Raw genomic sequence first — 13,745 nt, 5'->3', positions numbered from 1 at the left:
TCCACGCTCCACCGATGAACACGGGGAATCTCATGCACCGCAACCTGCGCCCCCTGGCGCTCGTCACCGCCTCCGCCCTGCTGATCGGCCTGCCGGTGACGGCACAGCCGGCCTCGGCCGCACCGCTCGGGGCCGGCCCGCTGCTGGCCGCCGGGCCGTCCAACCCCACCGACCGTTACCGCACGCTGGTCCGCCGCCTGGCCGACAACGACCCCCGCTGGGAGGTGCAGAGCGCGGCCTGGTCGGCGCTGGTCAGCGACGTGCCCACCGCGGTGACCGACTTCCTGAGCAGCGGCGGCGGCTACGAGAAGGCCCGCGCCCGGGCCACCACCGACGCCTCCCGCAACAACCTGGTGATCTCGCGCGCCATCGCGACCACCACCGACAAGACCTCGCCGATCGTGCACCTGACCGCGCAACGGGCCTCCTACGGCACCCTGGCCGAGAAGGACCGCTACGTGCGGACCGGGCTCAAGGAGGCGCAGGACCTGGACGCCAAGCACTCCCCGGTGGAGCAGGCCAAACTGCAGGCCCAGCAGGACCGTGACTACGTGACCGACATCGCCGCGCACGGCTCCGGCGCCTGGGTGCGGGCGGCCGCGCAGCGGGCGATCCAGAAGGGCACCGACAACGACATCGCCGAGTTCTTCAAGTACTCGTGGGCGTCCGCGGCGAACTGCGACCTGCAGGCCTACCGGATGGACCTGGTGGAGCAGGACCTGACCTACCGGCACCGCCTCGACCAGCTGATCGCCGCCGCCCAGGCCGCCCAGCAGGCCTACGAGGCGGCGTCCGACGCGGCCAAGGCCAAGGCTGCCGAAGAGGCGAAGCTGGCCTGGAACACCGCGGCCGACACCGCGGCCGCCACCCAGGCGTCCTGGCTGGCCAACAGCGCCGCCGCGGCGGCGCAGGCGCAGGCCTGGGCTGCGGTGCACGACTTCGCGGTGACCGCGTCCACCCAGCAGGACTGGCCGACGATCGCCGGCAACGCGGCGAACACCGACGCATCCTGGACCGACGAGGTGGCCTGGGCGCAGAACCAGGCGCAGGAGTGGACCGCGCTGTACGAGTCGGCCAAGGCCAGCGCCGAGGCGATCCCGGCCGCGCCGGCGAACGGCCCGAGCGCGTCACCGGCGGTCTGAACAGGACGAGGCCTGGGCAGCTCCCGGCCCGCAGCGCCAGCGGGCCGAACACGGCGCGGTCCAGGCAACTCCGGGCCCGCGTCGCCAGCGGGCCGAACACGGCGCGGCCCGGGCAGCTCCGGGCCCGCGTCGCCAGCGGGCCGAACACGGCGCGGCCCGGGCAGCTTCCGGCTGTCGTGGCCGGGGCTGCCCAGGCAGGTCACCGCCCACCCGGTGGCGGGCGGGATGGCGAGAGTTGTCCACAGGTCGCGAGAAACTTGCGCGAGTGGCCCTGGCGGTCTGGCAGGGTCGGGTTCATCGGTGGCGGGCGGTCTGCCCGCCACCGGGCGGACCATGGAGGGTGCGGGCGATGACCTCAGCGGGACAGGCGGCGGCATTCGCCGGAGTGATCGCGCTGGCCGCGATCTCCCCCGGGCCGGACTTCGCGGTGGTGGTGCGCCGGTCGGTGGTGGCCGGCCGCCGGCACGGGGTGGTGGCCGGGCTCGGCGTGGCCACCGGGGTGTTCGTCTGGTCGGTGGCCGCGGCGATGGGGGTGGCCGCCGTCCTGGAGGCGTCGGCCGTGGCCTTCACCGTGGTCAAGCTCGCCGGCGCGGCATACCTGTTGTGGCTGGGCGTGACCGCTCTGCTCGCCGCGCGCCGAGGCGGTGCCGCCCCGGAGATCACCACCGACCGGGACACGGACGTGCGGTTGTGGGTGTCGTACCGCAACGGGGTGCTCTGCAATGTCTTCAACCCCAAGTGCGGGGTCTTCTTCATGGCCGTCCTGCCCCAGTTCGTCCCGATCGACGGCCGGCCGGCCGACGTGCTGCTGCTGTCGTCGGTGGCGGTGATCGTCACGATCAGCTGGTTCACCGTGGTCGCCACCCTGGTCGCCGCGCTGCGACGGGTGCTGGCCCGGCCCCGGGTGCGTCGCGCGGTGGACGCGGCGACCGGCGCGGTGCTGGTCGCGCTCGGGCTGCGGCTCGCGACCGCCGGCGCCTGAGATTGCGCGCCGGTCGTAACGTGGACTGATCATGGGTGACAACGAGGACACGGGTCGGGTCGGGAAACAGATCGGTGGGACGGTCGCCGTTGCTGTCCTCTCCGCGCTCAGCTGGCTCGCCTGGATGGGCTGGGACCACGAGTATCAGACGGATCCGGCCACCGGCGTGACCAGCGGGCCGTACGAAGCCTGGCAGGTGATCGGCTGCGCGCTGACCCTGCTCGCGGTCTTCGCCGGGGCGATGGCCGCCGGGGTGCGGCCGGTGCTGGTGTCGGTGGCGCTGCCACTGGCCTTCACCGCGGCCTGGACGGTCACCGCCGCCGCCGACGACACCACCGGGCTGTATGCGGCGGGCGCTCTCCTGCTGCTGCTCGGCCTCGGCGCGGCGACAGTGGTGGCCTCAGCGATCACCGCGGCGATCCGACACTGGCGAGCCGCCCCACACTGACCCTGTCCGCCGACGCTCCACCCGCAGGGCGCCCCGACGGCCCAACGCCCCGACGGCCCAACGCCCCGGCGGCTCAGCGGTGCGGCGGTATTCGGCGAGCTGGCGCTCGGCGGCGTGTTTCGGCGGACGGCGGCGGTCACTGCCTTTCGGCCGGCGGCGCTCAATGGCCCGCTGCCTGTGGACCAGTGGCGAAGTAGCCTGCCGGACGTGGCAATCCGCCGCGGGCATGGAGGCTCAGCAGGTTGGATCGAGTTTCTGGTCGGAACCATGGTGGCCTGTGGGCATGGATGCGGGCCATCTCCGGCCGGCGGGGGGACTGACGCCTCGCCGGGATGGCCCGCGGTGTCCGGCCGCGCGCCCCGCCCCGTCGTCGAAGGTTCCCGCCATATCGCCAATAGGCGAACACTCCGTGTTCTGCGCACGGAGTCCAGTACTCGGTGCATTCCGCAAAAAGGCCGACTCGCGGAATGCTGAACCTTTCCCGGAACTAATTGCGGCGGGCGTTGGGCGGGCTCAGCACGGCTCTCACCTGCAGTGATGCAAGTTGCATACCGTTCGTCTAACGACCCTCCTTTCTGGAATTGGCACACTGTTTTCCCGGGTACGCATTGTCCCGGAGCTATTGCGCTTCGTATGGTTGGTCAACTGTCATCGATCGACTTAAGTGCGACGAAGCGGGGCAGCCATGCTGATCAAAGTCATCGACCAGATCACCGACGGTGAGATGCTGGAGGCCGCGTGGGGTCTCTACCTCGAGGCGTTCGAGGATCTCAACTCACTCGCGGTGCAGCGGCACCTGATGTACCGGTCGGAGTTCGACGAGGTGATGCGGGACCCCAGGGTCGACAAATACCTCGCGTTGCAGGAGGACGGCACGCTCGCCGGGCTCTCCTGCTACACGAACAACCTGGACGCCATCCCGTTGATCGCGCCCGCCTACTTCGAGCGGCACTATCCGGAGCACTACCACGCCAAGCGGATCTGGTACATCGTCTTCGTCGCGGTGAAGCCGGAAGCGCAGGGCCAGGACGCGTTCGCGCAGATGTCGGAACAGATGTACCTGGTCGCGGCCACCCAGAACGGCCTCGTCGGCCTGGACGTGTGCTCCTACAACGATGACGTGCGGCACATGTCCCGGGTGTTCCGGCTGCTGATCGGCCGGCTGTGCAATTTCAACATGACGTTCCAGCAGATCGACCAGCAGTCGTTCTGGCTCTACAACTTCCCGGCAGTCGCGTCGGAGAATACCGTCGACATCCCGCGTGCGGCGTGAGGGTCAGGCCATAGGCGCCCGCCACATCGTCCACAACGGAGGCCCGCCGGGCAGGTTGATGACGGAACGGATCTGGTAGCCGTGGCGAAGGTACAGGTCACGGTTACGCGGGTCGTTGGCCTCCAGGTAGGCCGGGAGGCCGGCCTGGTCCAGCCGGGCATGGTGGCGCTCGAGCAGAGCGCTGCCGATGCCCCTGTTCTGCGAGTCGGGGCGGACGGCCAGGAACGCCAGGTAGTGGTGCGGTTCGAGCGGGTGGTGCTCGTCCAGCGTGACGTCGAGCTGGCAGGCGCGGTCGAAGGCGTCGCCGGCCGCCTCCTTGAGCCGGCGCTCGTAGTCGACCGGCGGCGGGATCAGCGACGTGAGCGGGAACCACAGCGCCACGCCGTCGAGCCGGCCGGTCTCCGAGTCGGCGGTGGCATAGACCTCGCCGTACCGGGTCGCATGCTCGACGAAGATCTCGAAGTATCGCGGAGCCTCCCGCCGGCGCACCTCCGGGTCACCGTGCAGCCACTTCGCCACCGGGCCGTCACGCATCGCCTCGGCGACGAGATCGGTGATCTCGTCGGTGTCAACCGGGGTGACATCCCGGATGACCAATTCCTGGATGGCGTACGTCATCGGATTCCTTTCTCAAGTCGAACCCTCACCATGAGGGGTAGCCACGCGAACCCACCGGCGCCGGAGGCAGCACGTGCGGGGAGAAGTCGGTCTCGAGGGCCGGGAAGGCGACCCGGGTTTCGGCGCCACGACCGATCGCCGCGTACACGTCGGGCCGGGTCCTGCGCATGATCAGGGCCCAGGAGAAGCCGATCAGCGCGACGACGGCGTAGGCCACCGGCACGATCCAGTTGAAGATGGAGCCGCTGGACACCTGCAGCAGCTGACCGAAGCCGATGATGGTCGCGGCCAGCACGATGGAGAGCAGCAGGAAGGCGATGAACGGCGCCAGGTAGGCACGCCAGACACTCTCCCCGCGCCGGCCGCGCTGGAAGAACGCGATCACCGCGGCCGAGGCCGACCACATCAGGATCAGCACGCCCAGGCCGCCGATCGTGGTCAGCCACGCGAACAGGTACAGCAGGGGCTCCAGGCCGACGACCGCATAGATGCTGATCACGCCGAGTGCCAGCACGCTCTGGGTGATGGCGCCGACCAGCGGGGCACCGGTGCGCGGATGGGTGTAACCCCAGGCCGACGGCAGCACACCCTCCCGGCCGAGGGCGAACTGGTAGCGGGCGACAGCGGCGTGGAACGCCAGCAGCGCGGCGAAGACGCTGGTCATGAACAGCACGTAACCCACGTCGACGAGGGCCACCGGCAGGTGCGGGGAGACCAGCCGGAACACCAGGTCGGTCTGGTGCTCGGCGGCCACCGCGGTGATCCGGTCCGGGCCGGTGGTGACCGACATCGCCCAGGCGGAGACGCCGCAGAGCAGGCCGGCCAGCAGGACCGCGATGTGCGTGGCCCGGGCGATGGTCCGCTTCGGGTCCTTGGCCTCCTCGGAGAGTACGACGGTCGCCTCGAACCCGACGAACCCGGCGATGGCCAGCACCAGCAGCGAACCGACCACGGGTGTCAGCATCGGCGCCGGGGAGAGCGTCGCGAAGCTGACGTGACCGCCGGCCGGGTGTGAAACCATCACCAGGTCGTAGAGCAGCACGATGGTGATCTCGGCGACCAGCAGCGCGGCGAGCACCTTGCCGCTGAGGTCGACCCAGAGCATGCCGAGCACGGTGACCAGCACCCAGGCGCCGATGGCGCACGCGTACCACGACACCTGGAGCCCGAACTCGGCGAAGATGCCGGACGCGGCGGTGCCGAAGAGCCCGAAGAGGCCGATCTGCATCAGTGAATACGCCGGCAGGGCGACGAATGCGGCGCCGACGCCGACCACCCGGCCCAGACCGTGGCTGATGTACGAGTAGAACGCGCCGGAGTTCACGATGTGCCGGCTCATGGCCACGAACCCGACCGTGAACAGCGACAGGATACCGGCCACCACCAGGTAGGCGACCGGGACCGCGGTGCTGCCCTGGATCGCGTAGATCGCCGAAATGGATCCGATGATCACGGTGAGCGGCGCGGCCCCGGCGACGCCGAAGAAGACGACCGAGGCGGTGCCGAGCCGGTTCTGGGCCAGCGCCCGGCTGATGATGTCCGGCTCGGCGGCCGATTTCCGCTGGGTCAGGAGCCGACCGGCCCACTGGTCGGTGTTGTTGTGCCGCAGCTGGTGCCGTCCGACGCTCATCGACGCCCCACGGTCAGCACCGATCCGATGGACGCCTCGGTGTACTCCACGATTTCCCGCAGGTCGCTCGGCAATCCGAACGCGACGTTCGGCACGTACTGGAAGGCGTGCGGATACTGTTCGAAACCATAGAGGACGTGCCGGGTCAACCCGGTCGCGGAGACGAGGCTGACCAGCATCTGGTCGACGATGCTCAGCTCCATGCCGCGGACCAGGAGATTGGCCAGCCGGGTGGAGGCCCAGGCCGCGGCGTTGCGCTGCTGCGCCGAGTTCGGCATGTAGGTGACCGACGGGGAGCCGAGCATGCGACGGCGGACGATCGGCTCGACCGCGCCGATGCGCATCAGTCGCTCACCCACCCGCAATCCGGCGTCCTGGGAGAGAAAGGCGAGCCAGGTGCGCACGTCACGATGCTGCGGCTGGGCGACGAGAAGATCGAGAATGTCGTGCTCGAGCGCGTCCGCCGGCGGATGGCGATCAAGAACGAAAAGGTCGCCGTCGGTGACGCCGATGCGGCCTTCCAGGACGAGTTCGGAGAGTAATGCGGCGGCCAACCCAAGGCCGGTCGCACGGGGATGTAGCCTGGACCGCCCGGTGCGGTCCTCGTGTGCGATCAGGTAGTACTGGTCAGCCAACACTTGCGCCACGCCCCTTAGACGCCAGTTCCAATGATCATTTCGCCTATGTAGCAAACAAGACAGAACTCGATGTCCGTCGCATCATGTCCCCAACAGCAAGGTCAATGCAAGAAGTACTAGACTTCTTATTCAGGCCCCGCCGCTGAGCACCCACTTTGATGATCATCAATTGTCGATCATGAATGGGGGTTACGCGATCATGAGGAACGCTCGTAATATCAGCCTCCTCAGCACCTTTAGGGAGTCTTAGGTGTCCGATATTGAGGGTCCGACACTCCGCCGCCGCCGCCTCGGGGTGGAACTCAAGCGGTGCCGCGAGGCTGCCCATTTGACGCAGCAGGACGTGTCGCGGCATTTCGAGTGGCACTCTGCGAAGGTGACCCGGATCGAGACGGCGCGGGTCGCGGTGACGCCGCGCGATGTCCGAGATCTACTGACCCTCTACCGGGTGGAGGACGATACCTACCGCGAGGCTCTGGTCGAGCTGGCCCGCTCGTCCCGGGAGCGCAGCTGGTGGACCGACTACAAGGACATCATGCGGCCGGGCAACTTCGTCGGCATGGAGGCCGCGGCGACGTCGATGCGGTGCTGGGAGCCGATCATCATTCCCGGACTCCTGCAGACGGAGGCGTACATGCGCGCTCTGATCAGTACCGGTCGATCAGCCGACCCGCCCCAGCGCATCGACAGGCGCATCTCGCTGCGATTGACGCGCCAGAGCCGGCTGCACGGCGACCACCCGCTGGAGCTGGCTGCGATCGTCGACGAATCGGTGGTGCGCCGCGTGATCGGCGGCGAAGACGTGATGCGGGCACAACTCGACCATTTGATAGAAATAGCTAAATTGCCGAATGTCTCATTGCAGATCTTGCCGTTCGGATCCGGTGAACATCCGTTCCTGGGCGGCGCCGTCACCCTTTTGGAATACCGGGATACCACCCATTTGGATGTTGTCTACCTCGAAGGCATTGCGGGAGACTACTACGAGGAGCAGCCGACTGAGGTTGCCCGGTACAGGCAGGAGTTCGAGCGATTGAGCACCAGGGCGCTCGACCATCGCACCACCATAAAGATGATCGAGAGTCTGCTCGTCGCCTGACGACTCCCGAATCAATCTCATATTGGAGGGAGGTGCACGAGTTGCTCGCGCACCAGCTCAACGGTGCCGTCTGGAAGAAGGGCAGTCGTAGCAACGGCAACGGCGGCAACAACTGCGTCGAGGTCGCATTCCTCGACGAAGGAGGAATCGCCGTCCGTGACAGCAAGAACCGGACAGGCCCAGCTCTCTTGTTCACGCCGGCGGAGTGGACCGCCTTCGTGGACTCTGCCAAGGACGGCGAGTTCGATATCGCTCCGTGAGCCTACCGATAGGCTCGCACCGATGGAAGAGTTCGACTGAACCCCTTCGGTGCATGATCTGAAAAGGAAGCCGCAACACCCGGCCGGGTGTTGCGGCTTTCTGTATGGTCGTCAACAGTCAGCATTCACCACCGTTGACATAGACCTATGCCGATGCGAGGGTACGTGCACCCACCGGCCGGACCGGCCGACGTGGGATTCCGTCGCCTGACAAGAAGGGACGACCCTCGCATGCGCCTACGTCGCGCAGTCGCCGTCATGGCCGCCGCAGTCGCGGCCACCACCGCGGTCCTCGCCGGACCCACCCCCGCCCGGGCGGTCACCGCGGTCACCCTCGCCAACACGATCAAGCTCAGCAACTGCTCGGCGTCGCTGGTTCGCTACCCCACCTCGGTCAGCAGCGACCGGGCGATGATGCTCACCAACGGACATTGTTACGAAGGTGGCCTGATCCCGTCCGGCACCGTCCTGCAGAACCGCACCAGCAGCCGCTCCGGCACCCTGCTCAACAGCAGCGGCCGGGCCGTCGCCACGGTGCGCGCCGACCGCGTGCTGTACGCCACGATGACCGGCACCGACGTCACCCTGTACCGACTGACCAGCACCTACGCCACGCTGTCCAGCCGGTACGGCGCCACCGCGCTGACCATTTCGGCGAACCACCCGGCAGCCGGATCCAGCATCGTCATCCCGTCCAGCTACTGGAAGCGGATCTGGAACTGCACGATCAACGGTTTCGTGCCGACCCTCCGCGAAGACGAATGGACATGGCACGATTCGCTGCGGTACGACAGCGCCTGCCAAACCATTCACGGCACCTCCGGATCGCCGATCGTCGACGCCACCAGCGGACAGATCGTCGGCATCAACAACACCGGAAACGACGACGGCGAGATGTGCACGCTGAACAACCCGTGCGAGGTCGACGCGAACGGCACCACGCACGCATACCTCGGGCAGAGTTACGGCGAGGAGACGTACTGGTTCACCACCTGCCTCACCGGTACCCGCACCATCGATCTGACCATCTCCGGCTGCCTGCTGACCAAACCGTAGGCGGCCCGACCCGCGTCCGGCCGGTGGTCCCCCGGCCGGACGCGGCCCATGAAGATGCCCCGATGCGATCCGATCCGCCGTCGGGCACCGTGATCCCGCCGCTCCCGGCCGTCGCCATTCCGGATCGCCATTTGCCGGTACGCCGTCAGCCGGCCGATGCTCCTGCGCACCGCACCGCACCGCACCGCACCGCACCGATTCCCGGTACGCCGTCAGCACCGGAGCCGCGCGCCGACCGGCCACCGGGATCGGGCAGGAGCCACCGGTCGCCCCGCCCGGCGGCAACGGTGAGCAGTAGCGGACATGCGGACCGCGCTCCGGGACAGGCTCCAGAGAACAGGGACGCTGCGGAACAGGCGCCGGGACACTTTTCCGGCCCGACCTGATCGACGCCGCCCGCGGATGTGGGATCAGGCGACGCGGGCGACCGGGGCCGGGTGGGTGGTGGCCGGGATGATGATCGGCTCGGTGGGCAGCAGGTGGTGAACCGCGGTGGCGTGGGCAGCCGCGAGGATCGTCTCCTGGCAGAGGCTCTGCCAGTTGCGGCGGGCGGTCTGGGCGTCGCGCCAGGCCAGTTTCTCGGCGGCGGCGGCACGCTTCCAGACAGCCTCCAGGTGGGTCGCCGCGGCACGCTGGATGACCAGCTCCTGGTCGACCGGGTGCAGGCGGGCGTCCCATCCGCCACGGCCGGTCAGGGCGTCGGCGACGGCGCTGGTCGGCAGTTCGCCACGCTCCGCGGCGGCGCGGACCGCCAGGTGCAGGAAACGCTCGCGGTCGACATACTCGGCCGGGCTCTGCTCCGTGGCCGGCGTGCCGTAGGCGATCGCCGTCCGGCTGCGCTGGAGCCGCGCGTCGGCCGCCTGCCAGGCACGGAACGCCGCGTCGACCCGCGCGGCGGTCGCCTCCCAGTGCTCCTGCCAGCGGTCCGCGGCGTACCCGGCCTGCTCTGCCGCGACCCGCACCTCCTCGGCGTAGCGGACCGACCGCACCGCCTCGGTCTCCCGCCGGAGGCGTTCCTCCCGCCGCGCCGCGGCGCGGTGGAAGAGGCGGCGCAGCAGTGGCCGCCGCCCCGACGCCCGGCTCGCCAACCCGGCGTCCCCCTCCCCCGCGTGACCGGCGAGGCCCGCCGCGTGGTGGCGACCCGCCGAAGAACCCCGCGCCGCGAAAGACGTCCCCTCCTGCGCGGCAGGGGCGGAGACGGCCGGGAAGCCCGGAGTGACGTCCGCCGGGACTTCTCTGGCGGGGTCCGCGGAGCTGAAGGTGGAGGCGAGGCCCACCGGAACAGAGGGCGCTGAGCCTGCCGAGCTCAGGGAAGGGGCGGCGCTGGCTGTGGCGGAATCCGCCGAGCCCAGGGAAGGGGCAGCGCTCGCTGTGGCGGAATCCGCCGAGCTCAAGGAAGGGGCGGCGCTCGCTGTGGCGGAATCCGCCGAGCTCAGCGAAGGGGCGCCGCTCGCTGTGGCGGACGGGGTGGAATCCGCGGAGTCGGCGAATGGAGCAGGCCCTGCCGGGGTGGCGAGGGAGGGGTCCCCGGAGGTCAGAAACGGGATCGGGTCGCCGGGGAAGAAATCGTTGGTGGGGGGTTCGCGGCGGCGGGGGTGGCGCAGCGGGCGGCCGATCAGGAACGCGCCCGCGTCGATGAGGGCCTGGACCGGGTTGCGGACTCCGGTGGGGCTGGCGAGGACCACCATCGCCGGGATGGTGGCGAGCCACAGGGCCGCCCAGATAGCCACCGGGGCCGGCTCGTGCAGCAGCATTTCGGCAAGCATGGTCATGAGGTTTCGTCCGTTCCGCTCGTCTGAGATCTCCGCTGGCCAGGCACACGTACACGCGACCTCGCGGACGACCGGGACGGGCGTTCGCGGGGTTCAGGCGGCGGTGCGGGGTGGCGCTCGGGAACCCGCGGCCCCGGCCGATCGCTGCGCGCACAGGGCGCGGGTGCGATCGGCGACGCGGCGGCCGGAGACCGGTGCGGCGAGCGGAGCGGAAACCTCGACCGGAACGGCGGCCGGAACGGCAGCCGACGAGGCGAAGGCCGGTGCGGCGACCGGTGCGGGTGCGGCAGCGGCCGAGACGGCGGCCGGTGCGGGTGCGGCAGCGGCCGAGACGGCGGCCGGTGCGGGTGCGGCAGCGGCCGAGACGGCGGCCGGTGCGGCGATGACGAACGTGTCCGCGACCGGAACAGGGACGCCGGACCGGCCCGATGCGTAGGCGGTCGACCCGGCAGCGGTCGGTCCCAGCGCGACCGGTGTGCCGGCGACCGGATGGGTGCTGGCCGCGAAGAAGGCCAGGACCAGCGCGAACAGTGCGGGCAACGACCGGAGCACCGAACTGCGGTGCGCGGTCGTGGTCATGACTGTCAAGGTATCCGCCCGTTTCGGCCGGCCGGGGGAGGCGGCGCGCCGCACCGCCGGGTTCACCCGCAGGTGGCGAGGCCGCGAGTCAGAAGCACACAAAGTGGGGGAGAGCCGGAAGTGGGGAGACCGGGAATGGGGAGACCGCGAGTGAATGGGGCCAAACGAGTAAGACCAGGCGGGGGGACCGCCGGGTGCCGGGAGCCGGGGCCGGGGTGGACGAGCCGGCGGGGGCCCGGGCCGGTCCCTCGCCCGCGTGGAACCGGCCCGGGTCGTCGAGGCCGGGCAGCGGCACAGATTCGGGTAAGTATGGGGCACTTCCGGGCGTAGCGGATGAATATTAAACGCGATTTAAAGCTTCGCTCACATCGCCGCCGGAGTCGCCGATGGGATCGGGAACGTCCACGACGGGAGCGATCATGCGGATACGGGCCGGTGCCGCCGATCCTGTGCTGGTCGGTCTGCTGGTGCTGGGTGTGCTGCTGTTTCCCCTGTTCCTCACCGGGCTGGGCGGGGATCGCGCGTCGTGGACCGTGCAGACCGCGATCGACCTGGCCGATGTGCTGTTCGCCTGGCGGCTGGCCCGGCACCCCGATGTCCCACCGGTCGGCCGCCGTTTCTGGCGGGCTCTGGTCGTCGCCTGCGCCGCCTGCACCGCCGGCGACAGCTTTCAGACGATGCTGGCGTACGCGGGATCCGGCGCCCAGATCAGCATGGTGCAGACGATTCTCGTGGTGGCCGGCATGGCGATCGTGGTGGTCGCCATGCTGCGCCATCCGCTGGGCGGGGAGGGCCGGCAGCGACTGCGGTTGTGGCTGGACGCCGCCACGGTGCTCACCGGGGTGGCCGTCTTCCTCTGGTACTACCTGCTCGCCGACGAGTGGAGCGGCCCGCAGGAGATGCACCGCTGGGGTGCCGCGGCGACCGCCGGGGTGATGTTGCTGATCGCGTTTGGCGTGCTGAAGATGCTGTTCAGCGGCACGGCGCCGTTTTCCCGGACGGCGGGGCTGCTCGGGTGTGTGGGGCTGGCCGGCACGGGGCCGGGCGCGGCGCTGGCCGGGGTGCTGGCCGGCGGCGAGATGGATCCCGGGGTGATGTATCTGGTGCAGCTGCTGCCCTGCCTGATCATGGCGGTGGCGTTGCGGCTGCAGCTGGTGCAGAGCCGGCCGGTGGATCCGGCGCGCGCCCGGCGGGTGGCGCAGCGACCGAGTGTGCTGCCGTACGTCGCGGTGATCGCGACTCAGGTGCTGGTCGTCTCGGCGCTGCGGGGTGGCCGGCCCGGGCTGGGCACATGGGGTGTGGCGATCGGCGCGGTGGTGATCACGGCGCTGGTGCTGGCCCGGCAGTTGTCCGCGGTGCGGGACAACGAACGGCTGCTCATCGAGCTGGATCAGCAGCGGGAGTGGTTCCGGGCGCTGGTGCAGCACACGTCGGACCTGACGCTGGTGGTGAAGCGGGACGGCACCGTGCAGTACGCCAGTCAGGCCGCGGACCGGGTGCTCGGACTGAGCCCGGCGGAGCTGGTCGGCACGTCGCTGCACGATCGCACGCACCCGGACGACCGCGCGGCGGTGGATCGGCTGGACGAGCACCAGAGTGCGCATCCGGGGGAGAGTGTGGCTTTCCAGGTGCGCTGGCGGCATGCCGACGGCACGTACCGCTGGCTGGATCTGATCAGCACCGACCTGTATCACAATCCGCATGTGGGTGCCGTGGTGCTCAATGCCCGGGATGCGACCGAGACCCGGGCGCTGCACGACGAGCTGCAGCGGCAGGCGACGCACGACGCGCTGACCGGGCTGGCGAACCGGGTGTTGCTGCAGCGGCGGATCGACGAGGCGGCGGGCGACGACCCGTACGAGACGAGCATGCTCTTGATCGATCTCGATGGTTTCAAGGCGATCAACGACCGGCACGGGCATCACGCCGGGGACCGGGTGCTGGTGCTGGTCGCCGAGCGGCTGACCGCGCTGCTCGGGCCCGGCGAGGTGGCGGCCCGCCTGGGTGGCGACGAGTTCGCGGTGCTGCTGCCCGGAACCGGGGCGGCGGAGGCGGCGGCGCTCGCCGAGCGGATCACCGCGGTGGCCGCCGAACCCATGTTGATCAATGGGCGGTGGCTGTCGGTGGGCGCCAGCGTGGGGGTGGCGTCCGGGCGGGCCGGCGAGGGCGACCGGCTGCTGCGCGAGGCGGATGCGGAGATGTACCGGCGCAAGCACGACCGTAGGGCCGCGATCGGCTGACTCAGCGT

General features: G+C 69.8%; 13 protein-coding genes. 8 read left to right on the top strand and 5 right to left on the bottom strand.

Annotated elements, in window-relative coordinates:
• Positions 1 to 14: 14 nt before the first annotated feature.
• From ACSP50_RS05665 to ACSP50_RS05650, 4 genes are all read left to right on the top strand, one after another.
• Entirely contained in the window at positions 15 to 1,142 is a 1,128-nt protein-coding gene (locus tag ACSP50_RS05665) for an ALF repeat-containing protein (RefSeq protein ID WP_231956872.1), read from the top strand.
• Between the two features lie 349 nt (positions 1,143 to 1,491).
• Positions 1,492 to 2,124 carry a LysE family translocator gene (locus tag ACSP50_RS05660; protein WP_014688197.1) on the top strand — a complete coding sequence of 211 codons (633 nt, stop codon included), beginning with the start codon at positions 1,492 to 1,494 and terminating at the stop codon, positions 2,122 to 2,124.
• Positions 2,125 to 2,155: 31 nt separating this feature from the next.
• A complete protein-coding gene (locus tag ACSP50_RS05655; RefSeq protein ID WP_014688196.1) occupies positions 2,156 to 2,572 on the top strand; it encodes a hypothetical protein in 417 nt (138 codons plus the stop codon).
• 685 nt (positions 2,573 to 3,257) lie between these two features.
• On the top strand, positions 3,258 to 3,845 hold the full coding sequence (locus ACSP50_RS05650) for a hypothetical protein (RefSeq protein ID WP_014688195.1): 588 nt from the start codon (positions 3,258 to 3,260) through the stop codon (positions 3,843 to 3,845).
• Between the two features lie 3 nt (positions 3,846 to 3,848).
• On the opposite strand, the gene ACSP50_RS05645 is transcribed toward ACSP50_RS05650, so the two are convergent.
• Genes ACSP50_RS05645 through ACSP50_RS05635 form a run of 3 tightly spaced genes read right to left on the bottom strand, consistent with a single transcriptional unit; the run spans position 3,849 to position 6,731 of the window.
• Positions 3,849 to 4,463, bottom strand: coding sequence for a GNAT family N-acetyltransferase (locus ACSP50_RS05645; protein ID WP_014688194.1), 615 nt, complete (start codon positions 4,461 to 4,463; stop codon positions 3,849 to 3,851).
• Between the two features lie 25 nt (positions 4,464 to 4,488).
• Positions 4,489 to 6,093 (bottom strand): APC family permease, encoded by a 1,605-nt coding sequence (locus ACSP50_RS05640; protein ID WP_014688193.1) that lies wholly within the window; start codon positions 6,091 to 6,093, stop codon positions 4,489 to 4,491.
• Positions 6,090 to 6,731 (bottom strand): GPP34 family phosphoprotein, encoded by a 642-nt coding sequence (locus tag ACSP50_RS05635; RefSeq protein WP_014688192.1) that lies wholly within the window; start codon positions 6,729 to 6,731, stop codon positions 6,090 to 6,092. The genes ACSP50_RS05640 and ACSP50_RS05635 overlap by 4 nt, the downstream gene beginning before the upstream one ends.
• Before the next feature lie 250 nt (positions 6,732 to 6,981).
• Here ACSP50_RS05635 and ACSP50_RS05630 point away from each other — a divergent pair, with 250 nt between their 5' ends.
• The 3 genes from ACSP50_RS05630 (at position 6,982) to ACSP50_RS05620 (ending at position 9,146) form a co-directional block, all read left to right on the top strand.
• Positions 6,982 to 7,830 (top strand): helix-turn-helix transcriptional regulator, encoded by an 849-nt coding sequence (locus tag ACSP50_RS05630; protein ID WP_014688191.1) that lies wholly within the window; start codon positions 6,982 to 6,984, stop codon positions 7,828 to 7,830.
• Positions 7,831 to 7,871: 41 nt separating this feature from the next.
• Complete coding sequence (locus ACSP50_RS05625; RefSeq protein ID WP_014688190.1) at positions 7,872 to 8,090, top strand: DUF397 domain-containing protein; 219 nt, start codon at positions 7,872 to 7,874, stop codon at positions 8,088 to 8,090.
• Positions 8,091 to 8,348: 258 nt separating this feature from the next.
• The gene (locus tag ACSP50_RS05620; protein WP_231956871.1) at positions 8,349 to 9,146 is read left to right on the top strand and encodes a serine protease; all 798 of its coding nucleotides are present in this window, start codon (positions 8,349 to 8,351) and stop codon (positions 9,144 to 9,146) included.
• A 410-nt stretch (positions 9,147 to 9,556) separates the two neighbouring features.
• Here ACSP50_RS05620 and ACSP50_RS41580 read toward each other — a convergent pair whose 3' ends face one another.
• Both ACSP50_RS41580 and ACSP50_RS41575 read right to left on the bottom strand, forming a co-directional pair.
• The gene (locus ACSP50_RS41580) at positions 9,557 to 10,918 is read right to left on the bottom strand and encodes a hypothetical protein (protein WP_014688188.1); all 1,362 of its coding nucleotides are present in this window, start codon (positions 10,916 to 10,918) and stop codon (positions 9,557 to 9,559) included.
• A 93-nt stretch (positions 10,919 to 11,011) separates the two neighbouring features.
• Positions 11,012 to 11,497 carry a hypothetical protein gene (locus ACSP50_RS41575; protein WP_043510886.1) on the bottom strand — a complete coding sequence of 162 codons (486 nt, stop codon included), beginning with the start codon at positions 11,495 to 11,497 and terminating at the stop codon, positions 11,012 to 11,014.
• A 419-nt stretch (positions 11,498 to 11,916) separates the two neighbouring features.
• Between ACSP50_RS41575 and ACSP50_RS05605 the strand changes: the two genes are divergently transcribed.
• Positions 11,917 to 13,737: a GGDEF domain-containing protein gene (locus ACSP50_RS05605; protein ID WP_014688186.1), complete on the top strand. Its 1,821-nt coding sequence runs from the start codon at positions 11,917 to 11,919 to the stop codon at positions 13,735 to 13,737.
• The last annotated feature ends 8 nt before the right edge of the window (positions 13,738 to 13,745 follow it).

This window comes from Actinoplanes sp. SE50/110 (genome assembly GCF_900119315.1).
Lineage (GTDB): Bacteria > Actinomycetota > Actinomycetes > Mycobacteriales > Micromonosporaceae > Actinoplanes.
The sequence above is the reverse complement of the archived record's forward strand: the minus strand, read 5'-3'. Positions and strand labels throughout refer to the sequence as shown.